This window comes from Brevibacterium sp. H602 (assembly GCF_051172395.1).
Lineage (GTDB): Bacteria > Actinomycetota > Actinomycetes > Actinomycetales > Brevibacteriaceae > Brevibacterium.
Genome location: NZ_JBPIZD010000015.1, coordinates 40,990 through 65,038 on the forward strand (window position 1 = coordinate 40,990; position 24,049 = coordinate 65,038).

Consider the following 24,049-nt stretch of genomic DNA (forward strand, 5'->3'; position numbering starts at 1 on the left):
TATGCCGCTGAGCTGAGAAGGCCGACGGTACTCGGATCGATTCTGATCCGAGTACCGTCGGCCTTCGTTGTGTCTGACAAACACGTGAGGTGAATCTTCGTCACTGTGAGACCCGGGTGAAGCGGTGCTCCTCGCCTCGCCGGATGAATGCCGCCTCAGAACGGCGGAGCTTCGCCCGAGTCCCAGAACCAGTCGCGCAGCTCGGAGTTGTCCTCGTCTGCTTGCCCGGCGCCGGATGCTTGATCGGGGGTGCACGTCGCAGGCTTCAGTGTGAATGTGTAGAGATCCCCGGCAACGAGTTCTCTCCAGCCGGGGGTTCCAGGGGTGGCAGCGGGTTCAGGGCATTCCCTCGCTTGCTTCCGGCCGCCGGGAACAGGGTGGTCCGCATCTGCTCTACCGCCGTGAGCACCAGATGGCTCAGCGTGAGCACTAGGCGGCTCCGCGTCAGATCCACGGTCAACGTCAGGTTCACGCTCGATGTCAGAATCGCGTTCGGGCGCCGGGACGTACTCGTGGGCAAGCAGATCCTCTGTGCTCGACCGCTCCGGTGTGACTGCTCGGACCTGTCGAGACAGGCCGCTGCCGAATCGTTCGAGGAACAGCCGCGCATGCTCGACGCTGATGGGGTTGTCCGGGGAGATGACCTCTGCGGTGACACCCTGCCGGAACACGTACTCGAGGTGGCCGGGCTCAGTCATCCGCACGTCGAAATTGCCGTTGGTCTTCTGCAGGTGGTGGGCCTTGCACAGGCAATGGAGATTTCCGAAGCGGGTGAGACCACCTTGGGTCGGGTCGGAGTGATTGAACGGATCAATATGGTCGACCTCTGTCACTTCAGCGGGCTGTGTGCACCCGGGGAATGTGCACGTCACGAACTGGGCGACGAGAGTTTTGCGCACACTGTTGGGAATCGCGTAGGAGGTTGCCTTCGCATCGAGCGGTGTTCCGGTCGCGGGGTCGGTCAGCAGCCTAGTCCAGGTGGTGGAGTAACCCGCGACCCGTCGTGCCATATCCGCAGGTATCGGTGAACCGTCTGGAAGCATGCCCGCCAGATCACACACCTCTTCTGAGGTCAGCGGTGCGTCGGGAGATGTCGACGCAGAATCAGACGGGGGATCTGTGAGCGGTGAAATTGGGTCGGTTGGCTCTGGTATCGGTGGTGTAGTGGGCGATGACTGCTGATCTGGGGGATCGACGGTTGGCAGCGGCGAACCCGATGGATCGACGGTCGGTGGTGGCGATCCATTGCCGTCCGGCTGGAACTGACTGAGCAGAGTCAGCATAGGAACCGTGATGAAGGTGCTGGCCTGATTCGCCAACCAATACTCGCTGGTCGGCATGTCGAGCAGGAATTCGAAGCTGATGCGGCGCTCGCCGGTATCGAGGATGGGATTGTCGAAAGCGTCGACACTATTCGCGGTTGCGGCAGCGGTGCCCTCGGCCGTGGGGCGACCTCCGCTGGCACGCGAACCGACGAGAGCCGAGAGCCCGTCTGCCTTGACGCGATCCGTGGTGTTGTTGCTGCTGAGGATGGCCTCGAGCAGCTGTGATTCGAAGACGCGGTCGGCCGGTGTGGTGCGTGCGGGTGCCTGGTAGAAGGGATCATCGTGCAGCGGGCGTGCTGCGCGGTCGGAATCACCGTGCGACACGGGCGTCTGGCGGCTGGATCCATCTGTCTCGGCGATACGTGAACCGGTCGGTCCTTCGTCACCGTTCGTGTCCATATCGTCGAAGACCCGCTCGATGTAATCGAGCAGCGACTCGCCCTCGTGCATCGGCACTCCATCCGGTCCAGCGAAGAGTCCGTCGAGGGAGAAGTCGGAGCTCGTCGACGAGCCGTCTGCCTCGTTCGTGCTGATGATGCGCAGTTTCAGCTGAGGACGGGTGCGCGTGAGGATGTCGAACATCAGAGCGGAGACCGAACGCTCCTCATCAAAGCAGTCGCCTGCCTTGAGCTGGTTCGAGAACGCACTTGTATTGTTCTTGTGCACTGCACGAGCGAATGCATCGAGCCTCCTGAAACAAGCTTGAAGCTCCGGGGCGGGACCGGTCAGCGTGAGGTAGGCAGTTCCGTCGTCACCGGTGCAGAAGTCAACTCGGCGACGCAGCGAAACACTCTTCAACGTATCCTCACTCGGTTGAAGCACTGCAATGTGCAGGGCGAGCGAGCGCTTGAAAGTTTCGATCGTGATGTCGGCGCGCCTGTGCGCGAGGTAGTCGTCCATCGCAGGCAAGTGCTTGAAGTGCAGGTCGCGGCATGCACGAGTCACACAGTCGACATGTTCGATCGTGAAGTCTCCAGCCAGGCAGCGCTTGAGGAACCGCGGAAGACCATGCGCCAGCGTCATCGACGAGGTCATGTGTTGAAGCGACTTGCTCGTGGTCGTGCCGAGGAGACTTGAGTACACGCCTGCCTCGGTCGGCTCGATGCTGCCGCGCAGCCATGTGAAGAAAGTCAGTTCCGGGTCAAAACCGGGAAAGTCAGGCAGCAGTGCGGGGTCGGACAAGAGCTCTTCGGCCAACTTCCGGACTCGGCGGAGGCGGCGACCGGCGGCGCGGTCCTTCTTCGGACCGGCGCTGACGCCGATTTTCGTTCCAGATTCCGCTTCGACCTGAGCCGCAGCCTGGGCCCATGCCAGATTCTCTCTGTTGGTCCAGGTCCTGCGAGTGGAGAAGAGATCCTCGGAGGGAATGTCGACGGCGCAGATCTTCTGGTCGATGGCTTCGTCGCTGATGCCTTGGCGCGTGACGGGACTGCTGTCGGCTGCTTCGGTCTGAGCCTTCCTCTCGTGGCGAGCGGCAATTGTGCTGCGTGATTCTGGAGAGGAGTAACGGGTCGACGTTTCCGTGAACGACGCGAACTCGTAGACCGCGTCGAGCTGACCGTCCTTGAGCCCGAGAGCGTAGGCGACGTCCTGCGCCACGACATGACTGGTGGCGATCAGGGAATTGACCTGCGCGAGGCTGCTCCGCGTATAGGCATCCAGCAGGTCGACGAGTTCGTAATCCTCGGCGACCTCCACGCGAAGTCCGTGAGCGCGGCGGAACTGGGACAGAGTTCGGCCGTCCGCCTCCGCAGGGGGAGCGGCGGGCAGGCCGAATACCCGTCCGTCGCTGTCTCCGATGTTCTTCATCGGCCTCTCACCTCTCCACGCCTCTGTGGAAGTCAGTCGTCAGGGAAGTCGCCTGTCTCAATTATATGGTCTATCGCCATGAATGGATGTCACAATCCGATTACAAATAGAACAAAAAAACTATTAGGATTGTGAAAAACTAATTCGCTCTCAAAGTAATCAAGACTGATCTGTTTGTCCCCTGACTCTACAGTTCGGCACTGACATGACATTTCGATCGGGCTTGAACCCACAACTGCTGTGCAGTGATCCATCGCGACGGACTCACCGCACCGCCGGTTCGCGACAGGCTCACGGCACAACTGGTTCCTGACGGACTCACCGCACAACAGGTTCGCTAGAATCGGGGCGTGGCAGCGATCGACAAAGACATTCTCCGTTTGGCTCTTCCCGCACTCGGAGCCCTGATCGCCGAACCCATTTTCCTGCTCACGGACACGGCCATGGTCGGCCACCTCGGTGCCGGTGCTCTGGGATCGCTGGCGATCGCCTCGACGATCCTGCAGACGGTGCTCGGTCTGATGATATTCCTTGCCTATGCCACCACACCGCGGGTGGCGAAACGGATGGGATCGGGGGACCGACCGGGCGCAATCACGGCCGGATTCGACGGAATCTGGCTGGCACTGGGAACCTCCGTCCTGCTCATCATCATCGGACTGCCCCTGCTGAATACGGCGATCGAGGCCTTCGACCCGGATCCGACCATCACCGCTGGCGCACACTCCTATCTGGCGATCTCGTGGTGGGGTCTGCCGTTCATGCTCATGGTCATCGCGGCCACCGGACTGCTGCGCGGTCTACAGGACACGAAGACCCCGCTGATCGTCGCGGCCGCCGGCTGCATCGTCAATATCGGCCTCAACGCCCTCTTCATCTACGGCCTCGACATGGGAGTCGCGGGATCGGCGATGGGCACGGTCATCGCGCAGGCCGGAATGTGCGCGGTCTACCTCACCATCTCCATCCGCGCGGCGCGTCGCCTCCACGCCAGCATCCGCCCTGACTGGACAGGTGTGTTCACCTCCGCGAAGACCTCCGGATGGCTGTTGGTGCGCAACGCCTCGCTGCGCGCGGCCCTCATCCTCCTCGTCCTCCTGGCCACGGCGATGGGCACGACGGACCTCGCCGCGATCCAGGTCGCTCAGAGCATCTTCTTCGCTCTCGCCCTCGCCCTCGATTCCTTGGCCATCGCCGGCCAGGCGATGATCGGCCTCGAACTGGGGGCGAAGAACACCGAGGCGGTCGCCGCGATCAACCGCCGCCTGTGCCTGTGGGGGATCGTCTTCGGCATCGTGGTCGGCGTCGTCCTGTTCGCGGGCTCCGGAATCATCCCCCGCGCCTTCGCCTCCGACCCGGCGGTGGTCTCGGCCCTGGCCGCACTCCTGCCGGTCCTCGCCCTGAGCATGCCGATCGCCGGGTACGTGTTCGTTCTCGACGGAGTGCTCATGGGAGCTGAGGACGCGAAGTATCTGGCTCTGGCACAATTGGTCGCTGTGATCGGATACGCGATTCTGCTCATCCCGATCATCAACATCTGGCCGGGAGCACCCGGGCTCTGGGCCGGCTTCTGCATCGGATTCGTCGGTTTCCGCGCCCTGACACTGGGCTGGCGAGTACGCAACCGGGCGTGGATCGAACGCGCCGTCGAGAAAGGAATCTCATGAACGCTGCACACACTGACGCTCATGATTCTCAGAACACCTCCGCTGATTCGCAGGACACCTCCGCCGATTCGCAAAACCCTTCAGCTGATTCTCAGAACACTTCCGCCGAGGCGGCCGCCGCCTCCCTGCGCGGACGGATCCGTCCGCTCCCGGCCGAGACCGATGACGAGACTTTCCTGCCGTTCCTCGACCTGTGCTTCAACTGGTCGATGGACAGGCCCCGAATCGAACTCGAGGACCTCCGATACCGCAGCGATGCCGTCTTCTACTACCGCGGCTGGGGACGCGAGGGAGATATCGCCGTCGCCGTGCACGCCGAAGCCGATGCGCAGTCACCGATCGTTGGGCTCGCCTGGGTGCGACTGGCGAATATCGACGACGTTGTCGGGAAAGCCGACGAACGGGTGGGCGAAGACTTCGCCGCCGCCCTGGATAAGACCGGCAACGAGGTCGTCCGCAGCGAAGTTGTGCCCGAGGACGCGGCAGATGAAGCCGAGCACGATTCACGGACTGTGAAAAGCGCCGATAACTCCGAGTCAGCCGGAGAAAGCCCCGCAGCTGGTGATGCAGACGAGGGCACCGCATCGAGCACGGCCGCCGATCTGACGCCGACGGATGACCAGATGCCTTTCACCGGATATGGCTGGGTGGCGGCCGACATCCCTGAACTCTCGATGGCGGTGCTGCCCGACCACCAAGGCCAGGGAATCGGCGGCGCCCTTCTCGACACGGTCTGTGCTCTGGCGCGGATGAGCGGCTTCCCCGCGGTCAGTCTGTCCGTCGAAGACGGCAATGGGGCGGCGAAACTCTACGCCGACCACGGATTCGTGTCCGTCGGACGTAACGGTGACTCGGACGTGCTCGTCCGCAAGCTCGGCTGAAGTGGCAGTGCGGCCGGACCCGGCTGAGGCGCAGCCAGGCCCTTACTGAAGCTCCGGCAGCTTCGGGAGTTCGAGCTCCTCGAGCCAAGGACGGACCACCTCGGCGATGTCACGGTCTGCCGCCTCCGAGACGCACTGGATGAACTCCTCGGTGCTCACCGACGAATGACGGTACCGCTTCGTCCACTCGCCGACGGCGGTGAAGAAATCTGCATCGCCGAGTTCGAGGCGCAGGGCATGCAGACACAGGGCGCCGCGCTTGTACACGCGGTCGTCGAACATGTCCGGCCCTCCCGGATCACCGAGCAAGATGTCCTGCGGCTGAGAGGACAGCTCGTCCCACCACTGCCGCGCACGTTCATCGGCACTCGCACGCCCGGACTCCTCCGACCACAGCCACTCCGCGTAGCAGGCGAAGCCCTCGTTGAGCCAGATGTCCTTCCACCGCGACGGCGTGAGCGAGTTTCCGAACCACTGGTGCGCCATCTCGTGGGCGACGAGACGTTCGGCCTCCCACTCGGGTCCCAGATGATTGGGCCCGAGCACGGACAGCGGCTGCGACTCGAGCGGGATCTCGAGCACGTCATCGGTCACGACCACGTCGTAGACGTCGAACGGGTACGGGCCGAAGCGTTCGATGAACAGATTCATCATTCCGTGCTGGACGCCGAGGCGCTCGACCGCCACATCCCAATGATCGTCGGCATAGACGCCGAGGGGAACGGGGGACTCGGTCCGGCTGTGCGTGGTGCGCTGGCCCGATGAATCGTGAACAGACACGTCCTTGCCGGCAGCGCCGGCGACTCCTCGGACGGCGCTCGAGAGGGCATCTCTGGCCGATCCGGCGACGGCATCCTTCGCAGCGCCCCGCATCGCAGCACCGAACCCCGAGGTTCCGGAACTCAACGGGATCTGCCCGTACTTGTAGCGACCGATCTGCACCGTCGCCAAGTAGGTCGCCAGGGGGGTCGTCGACTCATACGTCCAGCGGGTCCGCCCGGCCTTGCGGGTCTTCTTCGTCAGCGACCCATTGGACACCACCGTGTACTCGGACTCGACGAGCACCGAGATCCGGTACTGGGATTTGTTCGAAGGATGGTCGTTGCACGGGAACCAGGTCGAGGCACCGACGGGCTGGCCGGCCACGAGCACACCGTCTTCGAGCTCCTCCCAGCCGACATCGCCCCAGGTGCCGATCGCAGGTTCCGGATTGCCCGTATAGCTGATGTCGATGACCACCGGCTGGTCACTCTTCAGCGCCGGGGTGGTCAGCCGCAGCTTCTTCCCTTGTGCGGAGAAGCGGACCTTCTTGCCGTTGACGCTGGCCTTCGTCACCCGCAGGCCCGTGAGATCGAGGACGATCGACGAGGTGTCCGTGAGCACGCGGCCCTTGAGCACCGCCCTGGCCGAGAGACGGTTCGGACCGATCCGGTAGTCGAGGTCGAGATCGTAGTGGTCGATGTGAAGATCCGCGTTGCCGACGCCTTGCGTATAGGAGTCAAGCATGCGATCGGCTCGATCGGTCTTCGTCTCGGCCTTCTTCTTGGAGTGAGGGAAGTTCTGGGGCATCCACCCAGGGTATGACAGGATTGCCGCTGAAGTAGGCATGGGCCGGCACGAACTCGCCGCGCATGACCAGCGACGTCGCTCCCACCGTGGCGTTCTCGCCCAGGGTGGAGGCTGGGAGGATGACGCTGTTGGGCCCCAAAGTGGCACCGGGATCGAGCTGAACGGTATCGAGGCTCATCACCCGATCATGGAACAGGTGAGTCTGGACCACACAGCCGCGGTTGACCGTCGAGTTGTCCCCGAGATCGACGAGGTCGGCCTCCGGCAGCCAGTAGGACTCGCACCACACGCCGTGACCGATCTTCGCACCCATCGCCCGCAGGTACCACACGATCGCAGGAGTGCCCACGGCATTCCGGGCGAACCAGGGGGCCGCCACGAGCTCGACGAAGCAGTCGGCGACCTCGTTGCGCCAGATGAATGACGACCACAGAGGATGCTCCCCGGGCCGGATCGGACCGGCGAGGATCCATTTCGCGGCCACGGCCAGTCCCGCCGCCACCGCACCGGCAGCCATCATGACGATCCCCGAGGTGAGCAGGGCCAGCAGCACGGAGGCGAGGAACGTCGTCGACTGAGCGGCCACCCCGCCCGGCAGATCGTGGAAGAACCAGATGGTGAGCACGACAGCGGTGATGAGCACACCGCCGGCGATGATCGATGAGATCCGCAGGGTCTCCCAGAAAGCACGGGCGGCCTTCACCCCGAAGGTCGGGGCATAGGTGAGCGACTCGTCGGATTCCACGGCGGCACGGCGCAGCTGCACCGGGGGAGAACCGAGCCACGACGATCCCTTCTTCGCCTTCGCCGGCGCCGCAGAGAGCACCGCCACGAGGGAGTTCTTCGGTACCCTGCGGCCTGGGGAGGCGATTCCCGAGTTGCCGAGGAAGGCACGTTTGCCGACCTTCGCGCGACCGGCTCGCATCCAGCCGTGGCCGACCTCGTAGCTGGCAACCATCGTGTCATCGGCAAGGAAGGCACCGGCCGCGATCGTCGTCATCTTCGGTACGAAGACGACCGTCGAGATCTCAGTGCCCGGCCCCACCTTCGCACCGAGGAGGCGCAGCCACCATGGGGTGAGCATCGACGCGTAGAGCGGGAACAGCAGGTCCCGCGCCATGTCGAGCAGCCGCTCCGTCGCCCACACCCGGTAGCCGCGGGCCGAGCGGACGGGGAACTCTCCCTCTTCCATGCCGATCGCCAGGATCCGCACCGCGATGAGGATGAACAGTGCAGTGGTGAAGAACCACAGACAGGCCACCACCGGTGACCACGCCACCAGCAGCCAGGGCGACTCGACGACCCCGATCCCGGAGACCCCGAGCATCAGGGCGACGCCCGGCACCACAGCGAGATACGGCAGCAGCGCATTGATCTGGGAGCCCACAGCATAGAACAGGAACGGCAGACGCCGCCTGGGCGGGGGAGCAGGCCAGGACTTCTTCGCCTTCCCGACGCGAACGGCCGGCGATCCCGAGTAGATCTGGTTCTTCCGCACCCGACCGGTCACCGCGGATCCGGCTTCGACAAGGGCGCCGACCCCCACCTCGGCGCCGGGCATGAGCGTCGACCGGGCACCGATCGTGGCATTGCGACTGATGTCGATGCGTCCGATGCGCAGCAGATCGCCGTCGACCCACCAGCCCTTGAGATCGACCTCGGGTTCGACCGCCGCACCCTCGCCGAGGGTGAGGAAACCGGTCACCGGCGGCACCGAATGCAGATCCGCATCGGGCCCGATGCGGTTGCCAGCAGCTTCGCATACCAGGTTACCCAGGGTGCGCTCGCCACCGAGACCGCCGCAGCGAGATCGGCGATGTGCTCGGCCAGCCACAGCCTTTTGTGCACCCAGCCCGAGCGCGGATAGTCCCCGGGCCGGATCCCGATCATGAGCAGACGCGCTGCTCCCGCCGAGATGAGCATCCGTCCCCAGGCGGTGACGAAGACGAGGAAGAGGACGGCGACGACCGGCCACGGAGTCAGCGGCAGATCCGCGCCGAGTCCGACACCGATATTGGCTGCCAGCATCGCCAGCACCACCCACCGGATCCCGCCGAGGATGTGCACCGGGATCCCGAGCAGAACCTGGAAGGCCTGCATCCCCCGGGAGGTCCGTGTGATCGAGCGCTTGGGTCCCGTCGGTCCGATGCCGGACCCTTCTTCGCCGAGGCAGAGTCTGGACAGGGCGCCGAAGCGCGGATGGGCGTAGATATCGCCGACGGTGACGCTGGGATGGCGGGTGCGCAGTCGGGACACGAGCTGCGCCGCACCGAGGGAACCGCCGCCGGCGGTGAAGAAGTCCGTATCGCTGCCGGGTCGGGCACCGAGGACCGCGGCCCACTGCTCGGCGACCCACTCCGTGTCCTCATCGAAGACCTCATCGGATCCGTCCGCCTCGGCGCCGTCATCGAGCGGCCAGGGCAGAGCATTGCGGTCGACCTTGCCCGAGGTCTTCGTAGGCAGGTCCTCGACGAGAGCCAGACGGGGAACGAGCGCGGCCGGCAGCTCGTCACGCAGTCGGGCCTCCCAGGCGGGAAGGTCGGCCTCGCCCGAACCGGCACCGGGGGCCAGGTAGCCGATGAGGACGTCCGTGCCGGCGGCGGTCTTCTTCACCGCAGCGGCAGCGCCTTCGACACCGGGCAGGGCCTGCAGTGCAGCATCGATCTCGCCGAGCTCGATGCGCCTGCCCCCGAGCTTGATCTGCTCGTCGGCGCGACCGACGAAGATCAGTCCTGCCGGATCATTGATGACGAGGTCTCCAGATCGGTACGCCCGCTCCCAGCCGAGACTCGGCATGGGAGCGAACTTCTCGGCGTCCTTCGCCGGATCGAGATAGCGGGCCAGTCCGACTCCGCCGATGATGAGCTCACCGGTCTCACCTTCGGCGACGGGCGTGCCCTCGGCATCGACGACGGCCAGGTCCCAGCCCTTGAGCGGCAGGCCGATGGGCACCGGCTCGGATCCGTCGAGCATGGCGGCACACGCGACGACGGTCGCCTCGGTGGGGCCGTAGGTGTTCCACACCTCGCGGTCATCGTCGCTGAGCCGGCGCCCGAGCTCCGGCGGACACGCCTCGCCGCCGAAGATGAGGAGGCGGACATTGTCGAGGCTCTCCGCCGGCCACAGCGCGGCCAGGGTCGGCACGGTCGAAACGACGGTGATCTGCCGCGACGACAGCCACGGACCCAGATCCATCCCGGACTTCACCAGCGCACGCGGGGCCGGGACCAGGCATGCTCCGTTCCGCCATGCCAACCACATCTCCTCGCAGCTGGCGTCGAAGGCCACGGACAGTCCCGCCAGAACGCGGTCGCCGGGACCCAATGGCTCCTCGACGCAGAAGAGGGCCGCCTCGGCGTCGACGAAGGCCGCGGCCGAACGGTGGGTGACGGCAACGCCCTTCGGGGTGCCCGTCGACCCGGAGGTGAAGATCACCCAGCAGTCGTCATCGGGAGTGGGGGACCGCAGCTCGGAACGGTCGAGGGGTCCGCGGTCGGTGCGGGATTCGATGTGTGGTCCGGCGGTGATCACTCCGGTCACGGCCGCCTCGGTGAACACAGTGCGCGCCCGCTCATCCGGATCGTCGACGTCGACGGGAACGTAGGCCGCGCCGAGCATGAGCGTGGCGAGGATCGCCAGGTACAGATCCACCGACCCCGAAGGGACACGGACGCCGACCTTGTCACCGGGGCCGATCCCGGTCTCGGCCATCTCCAGTGCGAGATCGCGAATCGCGGTGATGAGCTCCGAATAGCTGAGCACCCGGGTGCCGTCGTCGAGGGCCGGCTGATCGGGATGCGCGGCGGCCGACTCGAGGAGGACGTCGATGAGGGTGCGGTCCTCACGGGGCCGTACAGGGGACGGGAACTGCGGTGCGTATTCTCTCACGTGTCTTCCGGGTCGTTCGGGAGATGATCGGCGCCGGGCCGACCGGTACCGCCGGTGACCATAACCCAGGAAGGTGTCGCGGACGTGAACACGGGTCGGGGCGCGAACAGTGCGCGTTCCGGTTCCGATATCTGATCTTAAGTCACTGTTCTCCGTGTCACCGCCCTGATCGTCACGGAGAGGTCGTCCGTGATAGATGTGAGGGGACGGCCGTCCACGGTCGACCAGCTGATTTTCAACGATGAGGAGCACGCCCATGGTCACAGTTCTCACCCACGCCACGGTCTTTGACGGAACCCGCTTCCTGCCCGGCACCCGGGACGTCGTCATCGACGGCGGACGGATCGCCTCGGTGGCGGAAGGAGGGCAGGGTTCGCACAACGCCGGAGACGACCACATCGACTGCACGGGGAAGACGATCATCCCCGGAGTCATCGACTGCCACGTCCACCTCACGAGCAGCGGCGCGGCAGCCACCTCGAACTTCCACGACCCGTTCTCGCTCCAGTTCTATAACTCCGTGAAGAACATGGAAGCCACCGTCAAGGGCGGAGTCACGACCGTGCGCGACGCCGGCGGCACCGACCTCGGTGCGAAGGTGGCGGTGGAGACCGGAGTGGTGCGCGGGCCGCGGCTGACCATCGCCGTCAACATCATGTCCCAGACTGGAGGGCACGGAGACTTCCACCTCGTCTCCGGGGCGGAGTCTCCCTTCCTGGCCCCGCACCCGGGACGGCCGTCGGGAGTTGCCGACGGACTCGAAGAGGTGCAGAAGAAGACCCGTGAGCTGCTGCGAGCCGGGGCCGACCACATCAAGATCTGCTCGACCGGGGGAGTGCTCTCCCCGCGCGACGATCCGCGCCACTCCCAGTTCACCGAAGCCGAGATCGCCGTCATCGTCGCCGAGGCGGCCGCCCAAGGTGCGCATGTGATGTCCCATGCGCAGGGCGCACCGGGAATCAAGAACGCCGTCCGCGCCGGGGTGCGTTCGATCGAACACGGCATCTATCTCGACGACGAAGCCATCGACCTCATGCTCGAACACAGCACCTACCTCGTCCCGACCCTGCAGGCCCCGCAGGCCGTCATCAAAGCCTCCAATGCCGGTGCCGGACTGCCCGCCTCCGTCGTGGACAAGGCCCGGCGCGTCGTCGACGCCCACCAGGAGTCGATCGGCCGGGCCCACGAAGCAGGAGTCCCGATCGCGCTGGGCACCGATGCCGGAGTCGGCCCGCACGGGGAGAACCTCGAAGAGATCAGCCTGCTGGCCGAGGTGGGACTGTCCACGACAGAGGCGCTCGCCGCCGGAACCTCGGTGGCGGCCCGCCTGCTCGGTGACGATCGGGTCGGCCGAATCAGCGAGGGCGGACTGGCCGACCTCGTCGTCGTGGACGGCGACCTGCGCACCGCCGACGTCCGCGGAATCGAGAACCGGGTCGACGCGGTCTACCTCGACGGTGAGATCGTCTGAACGGTTCACCGCCTAGGTGGGTGAGATCGGTCTCGACCGGCCGCGCTGTGAGGGAAACCTAACCTAACGGGGCTATGATGGGAGCGACCGATCCGTGAAGCCGCAGCGCGGCCGCGCAGCCGAATGCCCAGAGAGAGGAGTGCGCCCCGACGATGAACCCGCTCGACTGGTCGTTTCCGATCGCAGTGACATGGCTGATCATGTTCGGCATCATCGTCGTCCGCGCCGGCGGCACCTTCCTCCTCGGCCGCTTCGCCCGCAAGGGGATCCGCAAGTTCCACCGGGTCGAGAAGATCATGGCCGGACCCAAGTACCGGCGGGCCGAAGACACCATCGACCGCTTCGGGGCGCCCGTCGTGGCCCTGAGCTTCCTCACCGTCGGACTGCAGACAGTGGTCAATCTGGCTGCCGGAACCACGGGGATGCGCTACCGCCGCTACGTCCCGGCGCTCGCCGTCGGCGGATCGCTGTGGGCGCTCATCTACTCGACCGTCGGGTTCCTCGGCTTCAAAGCAGTGGCCAAGGCCTACCAAGCCGAACCGGGACTGACCGTCGGGCTCGGCCTCGTCTTCGTCGTCGCGATCGGCGGTCTGCTCATCGGACTGCGCAAGGATCGCACTCCCGCCGAGGAGTCGACCTCCGCCTCGGCGAACTGACCGGCACCCCTGCTGACTGACCGGCACCCCTGCCAACTGACGGGCCGCCTCGGCGAACGTGCGTCCGCCCCTCTGTTCTCACCGCGCCCGTGAGTCAAGGCGCGTCCATTCGGCATAGCAGGTTCGGGGAGAGGACAATGTCCGCGTGGGAGACAATGTCCGTGTGGCAGACCGCGGACAGAGGGCCTTCGCAGGTTCAGTAGAGTGGGACAGCGGCAGAGTCGATTGGGCGAGGACGCTCGTCGACGGTGAGTAGAGGAGTCCCCGGATGGTTGTGGCTTGGTGGAGCATCATTCCGTTCGTTCTGCTGCTCGGATGCATCGCAGTGCTCCCGCTCATCCCGGCCACGGAGAAGATCTGGGATCGCAACCTCGTCAAACTCATCGTCGCGCTCATCCTCGGTGTGCCGATCGCGCTCTGGTTCCTGCTCAGTGGAGAGTCGACGACCGTCATCCACGCGCTGCTCGAGTATTTCCAATTCATCGTGCTCATCGGCAGTCTCTTCGTCGCCTCGGGCGGAATCTTCCTCGTCGGCGACATCAAGGCGACACCGCGGAACAACACGATATTCCTCGCCGTCGGCGGTGTGCTCGCCTCGTTCATCGGCACCACCGGTGCGGCGATGCTGCTCATCCGCCCGATCCTCAATACGAACCAGGACCGCAAACACCGCACACATACGGTCATCTATACGATCTTCATCGTTGCGAACTGCGGTGGTCTGCTCACACCGCTGGGCGACCCGCCGCTGTTCCTCGGCATGCTGCGCGGCGTGCCCTTCGAGTGGACGTTCGGGCTCTGGCCGTACTGGCTGTTCGTCAACGCTCTGCTGCTGATCAGCTACTTCGCCCTCGATAAGAAGATGTATGCGAAGGAACCGGCCGAGGCGCTGGCCAGGGACGCCGAGTATGCGACGAAGCTCGGCCTGCGCGGCGCCAGCGGTCTGCTGTTCCTGGCGATCATCATCGTGGCCGTCGCGTTCATCCCCTCGGTCGACATGCACGCGATCGAAACAGGACATGCGAGCGCCTCGGACTTCGTGCCGTGGCGTGAGCTCGTCATGCTCGGCTCCGCGGTGGCGTCGTTCCTCATCGGTGACCGCGGTGCCCGGTTCAACCTCAACAAGTTCACCTGGACGCCGATCCTCGAAGTCGGGTCGCTCTTCATCGGCATCTTCCTCACGATGATGCCGGCCCTGCAGTACCTGGGGCAGATCGCCCACAAGATCCCGCTGGGCGAGATCTCCCTGTTCATCTTCACCGGCGGCCTCTCCTCCGTCCTCGACAATGCTCCGACCTATGTCACCTTCTTCGAGATGGCGGCCCAAGTGCCGGGCGAACCGAAGGTGGCGGGAGTGCCCGAGACGCTGCTCATCGCGGTCTCGCTCGGCGCCGTCATGGGTGGAGCCATCACGTATATCGGCAACGGACCGAACTTCATGGTCAAGTCCGTCGCAGATTCGGCGAACGTGGCGATGCCGAGCTTCGGCGGCTACGTGTGGTGGTCGCTGCGCCGTCTGGCGCCGATCCTCGCCTCGATGGTGCTCATCTTCATGACCGGTTCACTGTGGTGGATTCTGCTCGGAGTCCTGGCCGCGTTCGTGATCCTCGGGCAGGCCGGGCGTGACCTGCGCGCGGCGAAAGCCGTGAAGGCAGAATGAGGGCCGCGGCCGGGGTCGGCCTCTACTTCACCGGCAACGGCGCGGTCTTCGCCGCCCTCCTGCCGTGGTATCCGCTGCTCGTCGACCGCCTCGGATTGAGTTCTTGGCAGTTCGGCCTCGTCGTCGCCTGCTTCGCCGTCGGATCGCTGCTGTCCTCGGCTCTGCCTGCCGCTCTCATCGCCCGATTCGGAGCCCACCGCGTCGTCATCGGCGGGACGGTGATGCTCGGTGTGGCCGCCTCGGCGACGGCGTGGTCGGTCAACGGCGTGATGATGGCGATCTGCCTGCTCCTGTTGGGATGCTGCGATGCGATCGTCGATGTCGCGCAGAACGTCGTCGGCATCTCCGTCCAGGAGCGGGCCGGACGCACGATCCTGTCGTCGATGCATGCGCTGTGGAGCCTCGGCGGTCTGCTCAGCGGAGCTGCCGCAACTGCGGCCGCCAGCTCCGGTGCCGACATGCGAATATGGCTGGGACTCATCGGCGTCGCAGCCGTGGTCATCACGATCGTGGGGCGCCGGCTGATCGGGGACTATGCCTCGCCGAGGCGGGTCGCCGATTCCGACGCCGCACCTGAAGGCCGTGGCGGAGACGGAGCCGTGGGGCGATCGAAACGGATGGTCCTCTGGGCTGCGCTGCCCTTGGCGATCGTCGCGATCTGCGGGGCCGCGGTCGAAGACATTGCGAACAACTGGGCGGGGCTGGCCGCGGTCGAATTCGCAGGAGTTCCGGCCGCCTCGGCGGGGATCGCCTTCAGCGTCGTCATCGGCAGCCAATGCCTCGGACGATTCAGCGGGGACGTGCTCGTGACGAGGTTCGGGGCCGGTCGGATCGCCCGCCTCGGAGGCGGACTCATCGCCGTCGGCGGAGTCGGCGTCATCGCAGCCCAGGAACCCGTTCTGCTGCTCGTTGCGATGGGAGCACTCGGATTCGGCTCAGCGACGCTCGTGCCCGGCGCACTGGGAGCGGCAGGTCGTCTGCCCGGGGTCGGCCGTGCCGGGGGAGTGACGCTGGTGAACTGGCTGATGCGGGTGGGATACCTCGGGACGAGTCCGCTGGTCGGGGTCGTCGCCACGGGAGCGGGACTGCGGTGGGGACTCGGCATCCTCGTGTTCGTCGGACTCCTGACGGTGGTCTTTGCAAACCGCTTGGACGTGCGTCGGGCTTGACGGATGTGGGCGAGATGTTCCCTGGCTCGGACGGGGGATGTTCTCTGGCCTGAATTGAGTCCCCCGGCCTGACTTGAATTAGCGACGCCGCAACGCGGGTCTTATAGCTGCGGGGAACGAAAAATGTGCCGCTCCTTCGTCTCAGCGAAGTGGCGACACATTCTATAGAAAGCGGGTGATGACCCCGGTGGTCGGGCTAGCGGGATTTGAACCCACGACCTCTTCACCCCCAGTGAAGCGCGCTACCAAGCTGCGCCATAGCCCGTTACCGTACTCCCTCGTGGGCAACGAGAACCAGCTTATACCGATCAGTGGCCAACTGCCAAAACCGCGTTCCGTGACCTTCGAAAAACAGGTATCATCCCAGGTAGATACCGAAGAAGCGGGACGTGCAGATGCCTGTCAGGGTGCCTCAGGAACATTTCCGTTTCGTGATTGTTATGAAAGTGGCCCAGGCGGCTATGCTTGGTACACCGACAAACTAGAGGAGTCGACATGGCAGATCTGGATTATCCAGTGTCTTTGCGGTACTCGCGCGACCACGAGTGGGTTGCGACCACGGAAGACAACGCAGTAGTCCGTGTGGGTATCACTGATTTCGCCCAGGAACAGCTGGGTGACGTCGTCTATGTCGACCTGCCTGAAACCGGGGATTCGGTCACCGCAGGGGAGTCCTGCGGTGAAGTCGAGAGCACGAAGAGTGTCTCCGACCTGATCGCACCTGTGTCGGGGACCGTCACAGAGGTCAACGACTCACTCGACGATTCACCGGAGACCGTGAACTCGTCTCCCTTCGAAGACGGGTGGATGTATCTCGTCGAACTCAGTGACCCCGCACAGCTCGAATCGCTGATGGACAGCGAAGCGTACAAAGAGCTCATTCAGAGCGAGGAGGCGTAATGTCGCAGAACCACGATCAGAATCGTCCCACCCCCTCGCAGCCCTGGTATGACAACGGACAGGTCCCGCAGTCGAAGAAGTTCCCGTTCGGAGCCGGAAACGGCAACGGCGCTGACGAGTCGCCGACTCGGATGAATCCTCAGGTCGACCAGAACGGTCAGGGGAACACCCCTCCCTACGGTCAGCAGCCTGCCGACGGCGCCCCGCAGGCACCGCAGTACGGCAACGGCCAGAACCATGGCGCCACGCCGCAGGGCGGCCAGAACTACGGTGGCACCCCGCAAGGCGGCCAGCAGTACGGCAACGGTCAGCAGTTCGGCGGCGCCCCGCAGGGCGGACAGAACTATGGTGCGTCGCAGCCGGCGAATCAGCCGTATGCCGGACAGGGTCAGGGCAGCCAGGGGCAGCCTCAGTATCAGCCCCAGCAGCATCAGTATCCGCCGCAGAACTACGGCCAGCCGCAGAGCGGCCAGCCGCAGGGCGGTCAGGGTCAGCAGCAGTACGGCTCCAATGGGGCCGGTCAGTTTGCGCAGCCTCAGGGCAGCCAGGGTCAGCAGCAGTACGAGAACCATCCGCAGCAGGGCGGCCAGCAGCAGTACGGTTCGAACGGGGCTGGCCATTACGGCCAGTTCGATCCCAATCAGCAGCAGGGCAGCCAGCCCGGCCCCGGCCAGTATGGTCAGCCGCAGTCCGGTCAACCGCAGGGCGGCCAGCCTCAGTCCGGTCAGCCGCAGGGCGCGCCGACGAACGGCGGACAGGACGCGATGAACGATTCGGGCAGCCAGCAGTTCCAGGGAATCCTGGATCCGCACACCGGTGAGATCCACCCGGTTCCCGACCTCGACGGTCTGCAGGATGCCGATGCTCTGCTCGTCGTGGTCTCCGGACCGGACTCCGGTTCGCAGATCCTGCTCGACACGGACGTGGTCACTGTGGGCCGCAGCCCGAACGCCGACATCTTCCTCGATGACGTCACCGTCTCGCGTAAGCATGCCGAGTTCATCCGCACACCCAGCGGGTTCACTCTGCGCGACACGGGCTCGCTCAACGGCACCTATGTGGGCCGTCAGCTCATCGACTCCATCGAACTGCAGAACGGAGCCGATGTGCAGATCGGCAAGTTCCGAATGATCTTCCAGCAGCGTCCGCGCTCCTGACCGGGGGATAATGTCAAAAGTCCAAGTCGAGGTTGTCGGCGTCCGCATCGAAATGCCCGCCAACCAACCGATTCTGCTGCTCAAGGCCAGCGAACCTGCGTACTATCTGCCGATCTGGGTCGGTGCGATCGAGGCCAATGCGCTCTCGATCGCGCAGCGGGGGCTGACCCCGCCACGCCCCATGTCACATGCTCTGCTCCTCGACGTCCTCGAGAAGTACGGGGCCGAGCTGCAGGACGTGACGATCACCGGCAAGGACGGTCAGATCTTCCTGGCGGAGCTGCACACGAATGACGGGAAGTCGATCTCCGCGCGCCCTTCGGACGCGGTGACTCTGGCGCTGACAGCCGACTGCCCCGTGTTCGTCGAAACACAATTGCTTGAAGAGTCCGGAATCGAAGCCCCCGAGGCCGATGAAGAGGAAGTCGCACAGTTCAGAGACTTCCTCGACAATGTGTCGGCCGAGGACTTCGAGACCGGTACCGAAAACCCATGAAAGTGAAACATTGAGTCTCCACACCGATCCGGTCCTGTCCAACAGAGAAATCGCCGCCGCCGGCCACGACAATCTCCGCGGTCTCGACGACTGGCGAGAGATGGATCCGAAGCAGCAGCCGACGTATCTCGACAGTGCCGCGCTCGACGAGGTGCTCACCGATCTGCGCAACTCACCTCCGCTGGTCTTCGCCGGTGAAGCCGATGTGCTCAAGCAGCGGATCGCCGCCGCCTCGCGCGGAGAAGCCTTCGTCCTCGCCGGCGGCGACTGCGCCGAATCATTCGACGGAGCCCAGGCGGACAAGATCCGGGCCCGTGTGCAGACGGTTCTGCAGATGGCGGCCGTGCTCACCTACGGCGGATCGATGCCCGTGGTGAAGATCGGCCGCATGGCCGGTCAGTTCGCGAAACCGCGTTCGGCCGACATGGAGACCCGTGACGGAGTCACCCTGCCGTCGTTCCGCGGAGACATCGTCAACGGCTACGAGTTCACCGAGGAATCCCGCCGCCACGATCCGGAGCGTCTGCTCAAGGCGTACCACATCTCCGCTTCCACGCTGAACCTCATCCGTGCGTTCACCCAGGGCGGCTTCGCCGATCTGCGATTCGTCCACGATTGGAACCGCGGTTTCCTCGCATCGAACCCCGGCTACCAGCGCTACGAGCAGACCGCTGCCGAGATCGACCGTGCCATCCGCTTCATGGATGCCTGCGGAGCCGACTTCGATGCACTCAAGACCACCGAGTTCTACGCCGCCCACGAGGCGCTGCTGCTCGAATACGAACGTGCACTGACTCGTATCGACTCACGCACCGGTGAAGCCTACGACGTGTCCGGCCACTTCCTGTGGATCGGCGAACGCACCCGCGAGATCGATGGTGCCCATGTCGACTTCCTGTCCAAGGTGCGCAACCCCATCGGCGTCAAGCTCGGCCCCACTGCCACGGCAGATGACGCCCTGGCCCTGGCCGAGAAGCTCGACCCGGACGCCGAGCCCGGCCGCCTGACCTTCGTCACCCGCATGGGTGCCGGTCAGATCGGTGAGTCGCTGCCTGCTCTGCTCAAAGGCATCGGCGACCGTCTGCCGCATGTGACCTGGGTCTGCGACCCGATGCACGGCAATACGATCACCTCGAACACCGGGTACAAGACCCGCCGCTTCGAAGATGTGATGGCCGAGGTCGAAGGATTCTTCAACGCCCACGCTGACGCGGGCACGATCCCCGGTGGACTGCACATCGAACTCACCGGCGATGACGTCACCGAGATCATGGGCGGAGCCACCGAGATCGACGACGAAGGCCTGCGTCGCCGCTACGAGACCCTCGTCGACCCGCGCCTCAACCACGATCAGTCGCTGGAGATGGCGTTCCAGGTCGCCGAGTACCTCACTCGCCGGCAGTAACCGCCACAACTGACTGAGCCGGGGGCTCCGCAGAATCTTCTGCGGAGCCCCCGGCTTTGTCGTCTGACCGACGAGTCCTATTTGTCTTTGTCGTCCTTCTTATCGTCGTCAGACTTCTTGTCCTTGGAGTCGTCCTTCTCGTCCTTCTTGTCGTCCTTCGAGTCGGAGTCTTCCTTCTTCTCCTCGCCCTTGGACACGCGGACGATGATGAGCGAGTTCGCGGGCTTCGCCTCGGTGCTCTTCGGGAACTGCGAGACGACCTTGCCCTTGGGGACATCGTCGGAGAAGACCTCGTCCTTGCCGACGCGGAATCCGCGCTTGGCCAGAGTCGCATAGGCGGCGTCGAAGGTCAGCCCCTCGACGTTGGGAACCGGGATCGGCGCGACGCCCTTGGACACGACGAGGTCGATCTTCTCGCCCTTCGACAGCTTCGTCCCGGCCTTCTGCGAAGCCGAGATGACGGAGTTCCTGGCGACGGTGTCGCTGTACTTCTCCTCGACCTTGCCGACCTCGAGGTTGACCTTCTTCAGCGCGGCTTCCGCATCGTCGCGGCTCGTGCCCTCGAGCTTCGGAACCGCGAACTTCTCCTCACCCTTGGACACGACGACCGTGACGGACGAGTCGGGGGCCAGCTCCGCACCACTGACCGGTTCGGTGCCGATGACAGTGCCGGCGGGAACCTTGTCGTCGAAGACCTCTTTGGGCTCGGCCTTGAGGTCGTTGTCCTCCAGCTGCGAGGTGACCTCCTCGACGGGCTTGCCCGCCAACTCACCGGGGACGATGGATTTCGGTGTGGGCAGGTTCGCCACAACGAACCAGGCGACCAGCGCGAGGACGGCGACCACGGCGACGAGCCCCGTGAGGACGCGCCGTCGGCGACGTCGGGCGGGAGATGCCACCGCCGAGGCGGCCGCGGAGCCGGCGACGACCGCGGCCTTATCGTTGCGGTCGGAATCCGAATCCTGCGACTCCGGTTCGTCGTCGGAGTCCTCTCGGTCGGAGGAGTCGTCCGAATCGTCCGAGTCTGCAGCGGCGTCGGCAGCGCCTGCGGCTTCGGCGCTTGTCGTGTCTGCGTCGGGGGAATCGGCGGTCGCACCGGCCCCGGCAACCGCGGCGCCGGCCACTCCGCCTCCGGCCGCAGCGACGGCGGCCGCGCCGGCAGCACCGGCCGTGTGGTCGTCATCGTCACGATGGGCGTCATCGGAGTCGGCGTCATCGTCAGGATCAGAGTCGTCCGACTCGGTGCCGTCGACCCCGTCGGCATCGTCGTGGGCAGCCTCCTCGGCAGCCGCCTCGGCGGAGGACTCGTCGTCATCGGCAGCGTCCGGACCGGCCGCACCGGTGTCCGCCTCGGTGTCGTCCTCTTCGCCTTCGAGATACGGGATCTCGTCGGTGCGGGAGCGCTTCTCCTTCGGCACCTCTTCGCCGAGGTCGATGCTCGCGGTGAGCGCGGGGGAGTGCTCACCGGTGGCGATCTGCGGATCTCCGAGGTCGAGATCGGCCTCGGACATCTCCGCGCGCGCTTCGGCCAGGGCCAGACGGAATTCGGCGGCATCGGCAGGGCGGTCCTCGGGGTCCTTCGACGTCGCCCACAGCACGAGTGCGTCCAAGCGCGGACTCAGGCGGGTGACGACGTCCGACGGCGGCGGAACCGTGTCGTGGACGTGACGGTACGCGACCTGGATCGGTACGTCGTCGGTATACGGCTGAGCGCCGGTGAGCATCTCGTAGAACATGATGCCGACCGTGTACAGATCGGTGCGGGCATCGGCTCCGGCTCGGGTGACGAGCTCTGGAGCAACATAGCCGACCGTGCCGATGAGGGTCTTCGTCGTCGTCGCCGTGGTCACGGCACGGGCCAGACCGAAGTCGGCGAGCTTGACCTGACCGTCGGTGCCCAGCAGCACATTGTCGGGTTTGAGATCCCTGTGGATGATCCCCGTCGAGTGCACGGCCTCGAGCGCGGCGAGGATCGCATCGAGGACGACGATCGCCTGTCTGGGCGTGAAGGTTCCGCGGTGCTTGAGCTCGCGGCGCAGCGTCACCGACGGCAGGTATTCCATGACGAGGTAGACGATGTCGCCGTCGCGCGCCTGATCGTGGATGGCCACGAGGTTCGGGTGGGTGAGCCGACCGGCGTTGATGGCCTCCCGGCGGAAGCGTTCGACGAAGGTGTCATCGGAGATGAGGTGCTCGTGCATGACCTTGATCGCGATCTCTCGGTCGAGTCGCAGGTCGGTGCCTCGGTAGACCATGGCCATACCGCCGCGGGCGATCTTGGCATCGATGCGGTAGCGGTCATTGAGCACCGTGCCGATGAGGGGGTCTCGGCGGGCGGTCACAGGGCCTCCTCCGAACGCGCACGCTGCAGCTGGACGGCGCGGACGAAGGCCTTCGTCTCCGGCAGCAGTCCGTCGGCGCGAACCGAGCGCAGGTCCTGGTAGTAGCCGGCGATGGCTTCGTTCTCCGATTCGGCGGTTTCGATGAGCCAGCCGAGGATGACAGTGCCGGCGACGATATTGTCTTCGATGTCGAGCAGGTCGAGTCCGCGACCGACGATATCGGACGCCCAGCGACCGGATCGGGGCGTGATCTGCATGATTCCGATCGCATTGCCGGCCGAGACCGTCGTGTGCTGGAATCCGGATTCCGCGGCGGCGACGGCTTGCATGAGGGCGGGATCGGCGCCGAGTTCGACAGCCAGTGAGGCGACGAGCAGCTTTGCCTGCGCCGGGGCCGGATGGCGGCGGTGCAGCAGGGTGTATTTGTTCAGTCGCGCCGCGTGGAGCACCGAGGGGCGGATGCCCTCGACCTGCGCGCTGGCGGCGACGCGGGGGATGTCGCGTGGCGCTTCGGGGGCTGTGCGACGCGGGCGGGCCTTCGACGGGCGCAGCAGGAGGAGTTCGCCGACGGTGATGAATGAGTCATCGCCCATGGCGTTGGCCTGCCGCAGGGTCGCCGGCGAGATTCCGTGCCGCGCCGCGATTCCCTGCAGGGTGTCACCGGGAACGACGACGTGGGAGGGATCATCGTCGGGCAGATCGTTCTTCTCCGGCAGGGACAGGACCTGACCCTGGTGGAGGTTCTGACGCGGCGAGATGCGGTTGAGTTCGGCCAGCGCGGGCACGGAGACGCCGTGTTTGCTGGCCACACCATAGAGGGTGTCGCCCTGCTTGACCTTGTACGTGCGGCCGCCGTGGGTGACGGGAACGGTGGCACTCGCGGTGCCCGAGATCCACTGCGGGCCGGTGCTCGAAGTCGCTGCGTCTTCGTCAGCGGAAGGGCGGTCGGATGTGCCCTCGACGGCGTCCTCGGACTGATCGTCGGGGGATTCGGTAGTGGGGGCTGCCTCGGTGGGGGAGTCGTTTTCGGGGTCGACCCGTTCGGCTCCTGGGATCGGACCGGTCGAATTCACCTTCGATGCGGCGCGGATGTCAGGAGCGGCGGTGACGGGCCTGTGCCGTCGCGGTCGTGTCATCTGTCACCTGTTGACTTCATGTCGAGTGGGGAAGCTACGGTCCCCAGCCTAACGAGTAGCCGGGCCCGACCCGAGCATTCGGCACCGCATGGCGGGGTGTTTCTGCCGAATATTGCTACGCTTGAGGGCGTGAATACCGAAGAACTCGTCCAGGACTGGGCCACGCTGCCCGACATCGCAGAGCTCACCGGGCTCGGCATCTCCCAGGTGCGGAGGATGCTCGAAGACGGCGCCATCTGCGGAATCAAGATTGGCAATCCGAAGGTTCTGCGGGTTCCGTTGGCCTTTTTCGTCGACGGCGAGGTCGTCAAACCGCTCAAGGGCACCCTGCACACCCTCTATGACGCCGGATTCGACTACGAAGAAGCCATCGTGTGGCTCTTCACTCACGACGAGTCCCTGCCCGGCCGACCCATCGATCTGCTTCGCGCCGGCAACAAGAAGGAAGTGCGCCGCCGCGCTCAGGCCCTCGCGTTCTGATCTGGGCTGCCCGCGCAGAGTGAGCGCTTTCAGCCGTA

15 protein-coding genes, 1 tRNA gene and 1 pseudogene are annotated in these 24,049 nt (G+C 65.2%); 11 read left to right on the forward strand and 6 right to left on the reverse strand.

Going from position 1 to position 24,049, the window contains the following annotated elements; translation table 11 throughout:
* Positions 1-155 precede the first annotated feature (155 nt).
* Positions 156-3,134: an HNH endonuclease signature motif containing protein gene (locus ACSBQT_RS12425; RefSeq protein WP_435001867.1), complete on the reverse strand. Its 2,979-nt coding sequence runs from the start codon at positions 3,132-3,134 to the stop codon at positions 156-158.
* 350 nt (positions 3,135-3,484) lie between these two features.
* Here ACSBQT_RS12425 and ACSBQT_RS12430 point away from each other — a divergent pair, with 350 nt between their 5' ends.
* A complete protein-coding gene (locus ACSBQT_RS12430; RefSeq protein WP_410711571.1) occupies positions 3,485-4,801 on the forward strand; it encodes an MATE family efflux transporter in 1,317 nt (438 codons plus the stop codon).
* On the forward strand, positions 4,798-5,682 hold the full coding sequence (locus ACSBQT_RS12435; RefSeq protein ID WP_410711570.1) for a GNAT family N-acetyltransferase: 885 nt from the start codon (positions 4,798-4,800) through the stop codon (positions 5,680-5,682). Before ACSBQT_RS12430 ends, ACSBQT_RS12435 begins: the two co-directional genes overlap by 4 nt.
* A 42-nt stretch (positions 5,683-5,724) precedes the next feature.
* Here the strand turns inward: ACSBQT_RS12435 and ACSBQT_RS12440 are convergent, their stop codons facing one another.
* Together ACSBQT_RS12440 and ACSBQT_RS12445 are read right to left on the reverse strand one after the other, a co-directional pair.
* Positions 5,725-7,188: a M1 family metallopeptidase gene (locus ACSBQT_RS12440; RefSeq protein WP_435001873.1), complete on the reverse strand. Its 1,464-nt coding sequence runs from the start codon at positions 7,186-7,188 to the stop codon at positions 5,725-5,727.
* Positions 7,181-11,139 (reverse strand): annotated as a pseudogene (locus tag ACSBQT_RS12445) (Pls/PosA family non-ribosomal peptide synthetase). Before ACSBQT_RS12445 ends, ACSBQT_RS12440 begins: the two are co-directional and overlap by 8 nt.
* A gap of 256 nt (positions 11,140-11,395) precedes the next feature.
* On the opposite strand from ACSBQT_RS12445, the gene ACSBQT_RS12450 reads away from it, so the two are divergent.
* From ACSBQT_RS12450 to ACSBQT_RS12465, 4 genes are all read left to right on the forward strand, one after another.
* Positions 11,396-12,610, forward strand: coding sequence for a metal-dependent hydrolase family protein (locus ACSBQT_RS12450; RefSeq protein ID WP_410711567.1), 1,215 nt, complete (start codon positions 11,396-11,398; stop codon positions 12,608-12,610).
* Positions 12,611-12,762: 152 nt separating this feature from the next.
* Positions 12,763-13,266, forward strand: a complete 504-nt coding sequence (locus ACSBQT_RS12455; RefSeq protein WP_410711566.1) for a DedA family protein — start codon at positions 12,763-12,765, stop codon at positions 13,264-13,266.
* Positions 13,267-13,534: 268 nt separating this feature from the next.
* Complete coding sequence (locus ACSBQT_RS12460) at positions 13,535-14,926, forward strand: sodium:proton antiporter (RefSeq protein WP_410711565.1); 1,392 nt, start codon at positions 13,535-13,537, stop codon at positions 14,924-14,926.
* A complete protein-coding gene (locus ACSBQT_RS12465; RefSeq protein ID WP_435001868.1) occupies positions 14,923-16,095 on the forward strand; it encodes an MFS transporter in 1,173 nt (390 codons plus the stop codon). Before ACSBQT_RS12460 ends, ACSBQT_RS12465 begins: the two co-directional genes overlap by 4 nt.
* Before the next feature lie 188 nt (positions 16,096-16,283).
* On the opposite strand, the gene ACSBQT_RS12470 is transcribed toward ACSBQT_RS12465, so the two are convergent.
* Positions 16,284-16,360: transfer RNA gene (locus ACSBQT_RS12470), tRNA-Pro, on the reverse strand.
* 230 nt (positions 16,361-16,590) lie between these two features.
* Here ACSBQT_RS12470 and gcvH point away from each other — a divergent pair.
* From gcvH to ACSBQT_RS12490, 4 genes are read left to right on the forward strand one after another with little or no spacing between them, the layout of a single operon-like run.
* On the forward strand, positions 16,591-16,995 hold the full coding sequence (gene gcvH, locus ACSBQT_RS12475; RefSeq protein ID WP_101546267.1) for a glycine cleavage system protein GcvH: 405 nt from the start codon (positions 16,591-16,593) through the stop codon (positions 16,993-16,995).
* Positions 16,995-18,152, forward strand: a complete 1,158-nt coding sequence (locus ACSBQT_RS12480) for an FHA domain-containing protein (RefSeq protein ID WP_435001869.1) — start codon at positions 16,995-16,997, stop codon at positions 18,150-18,152. Before gcvH ends, ACSBQT_RS12480 begins: the two co-directional genes overlap by 1 nt.
* A 10-nt stretch (positions 18,153-18,162) precedes the next feature.
* The gene (locus tag ACSBQT_RS12485; protein ID WP_410711562.1) at positions 18,163-18,648 is read left to right on the forward strand and encodes a bifunctional nuclease family protein; all 486 of its coding nucleotides are present in this window, start codon (positions 18,163-18,165) and stop codon (positions 18,646-18,648) included.
* Positions 18,649-18,658: 10 nt separating this feature from the next.
* Positions 18,659-20,053, forward strand: a complete 1,395-nt coding sequence (locus ACSBQT_RS12490; RefSeq protein ID WP_410711561.1) for a class II 3-deoxy-7-phosphoheptulonate synthase — start codon at positions 18,659-18,661, stop codon at positions 20,051-20,053.
* A gap of 77 nt (positions 20,054-20,130) precedes the next feature.
* Here ACSBQT_RS12490 and ACSBQT_RS12495 read toward each other — a convergent pair whose 3' ends face one another.
* Positions 20,131-22,395 carry a protein kinase domain-containing protein gene (locus tag ACSBQT_RS12495; RefSeq protein ID WP_410711560.1) on the reverse strand — a complete coding sequence of 755 codons (2,265 nt, stop codon included), beginning with the start codon at positions 22,393-22,395 and terminating at the stop codon, positions 20,131-20,133.
* Positions 22,392-23,531 (reverse strand): lytic transglycosylase, encoded by a 1,140-nt coding sequence (locus ACSBQT_RS12500; protein ID WP_435001870.1) that lies wholly within the window; start codon positions 23,529-23,531, stop codon positions 22,392-22,394. The genes ACSBQT_RS12495 and ACSBQT_RS12500 overlap by 4 nt, the downstream gene beginning before the upstream one ends.
* 129 nt (positions 23,532-23,660) lie before the next feature.
* Between ACSBQT_RS12500 and ACSBQT_RS12505 the strand changes: the two genes are divergently transcribed.
* Positions 23,661-24,011, forward strand: a complete 351-nt coding sequence (locus ACSBQT_RS12505; RefSeq protein WP_410711558.1) for an Rv2175c family DNA-binding protein — start codon at positions 23,661-23,663, stop codon at positions 24,009-24,011.
* The last annotated feature ends 38 nt before the right edge of the window (positions 24,012-24,049 follow it).

What these genes read in the sequence shown, in the direction of transcription:
- ACSBQT_RS12425 (WP_435001867.1), bottom strand. Translation starts at nt 3,134, where the DNA reads ATGAAGAACATCGGAGACAGCGACGGACGGGTATTCGGCCTGCCCGCC.
- ACSBQT_RS12435 (WP_410711570.1), top strand. Translation starts at nt 4,798, where the DNA reads ATGAACGCTGCACACACTGACGCTCATGATTCTCAGAACACCTCCGCT.
- ACSBQT_RS12440 (WP_435001873.1), bottom strand. Translation starts at nt 7,188, where the DNA reads ATGCTTGACTCCTATACGCAAGGCGTCGGCAACGCGGATCTTCACATC.
- ACSBQT_RS12450 (WP_410711567.1), top strand. Translation starts at nt 11,396, where the DNA reads ATGGTCACAGTTCTCACCCACGCCACGGTCTTTGACGGAACCCGCTTC.
- ACSBQT_RS12455 (WP_410711566.1), top strand. Translation starts at nt 12,763, where the DNA reads ATGAACCCGCTCGACTGGTCGTTTCCGATCGCAGTGACATGGCTGATC.
- ACSBQT_RS12460 (WP_410711565.1), top strand. Translation starts at nt 13,535, where the DNA reads ATGGTTGTGGCTTGGTGGAGCATCATTCCGTTCGTTCTGCTGCTCGGA.
- ACSBQT_RS12465 (WP_435001868.1), top strand. Translation starts at nt 14,923, where the DNA reads ATGAGGGCCGCGGCCGGGGTCGGCCTCTACTTCACCGGCAACGGCGCG.
- gcvH (WP_101546267.1), top strand. Translation starts at nt 16,591, where the DNA reads ATGGCAGATCTGGATTATCCAGTGTCTTTGCGGTACTCGCGCGACCAC.
- ACSBQT_RS12480 (WP_435001869.1), top strand. Translation starts at nt 16,995, where the DNA reads ATGTCGCAGAACCACGATCAGAATCGTCCCACCCCCTCGCAGCCCTGG.
- ACSBQT_RS12485 (WP_410711562.1), top strand. Translation starts at nt 18,163, where the DNA reads ATGTCAAAAGTCCAAGTCGAGGTTGTCGGCGTCCGCATCGAAATGCCC.
- ACSBQT_RS12500 (WP_435001870.1), bottom strand. Translation starts at nt 23,531, where the DNA reads ATGACACGACCGCGACGGCACAGGCCCGTCACCGCCGCTCCTGACATC.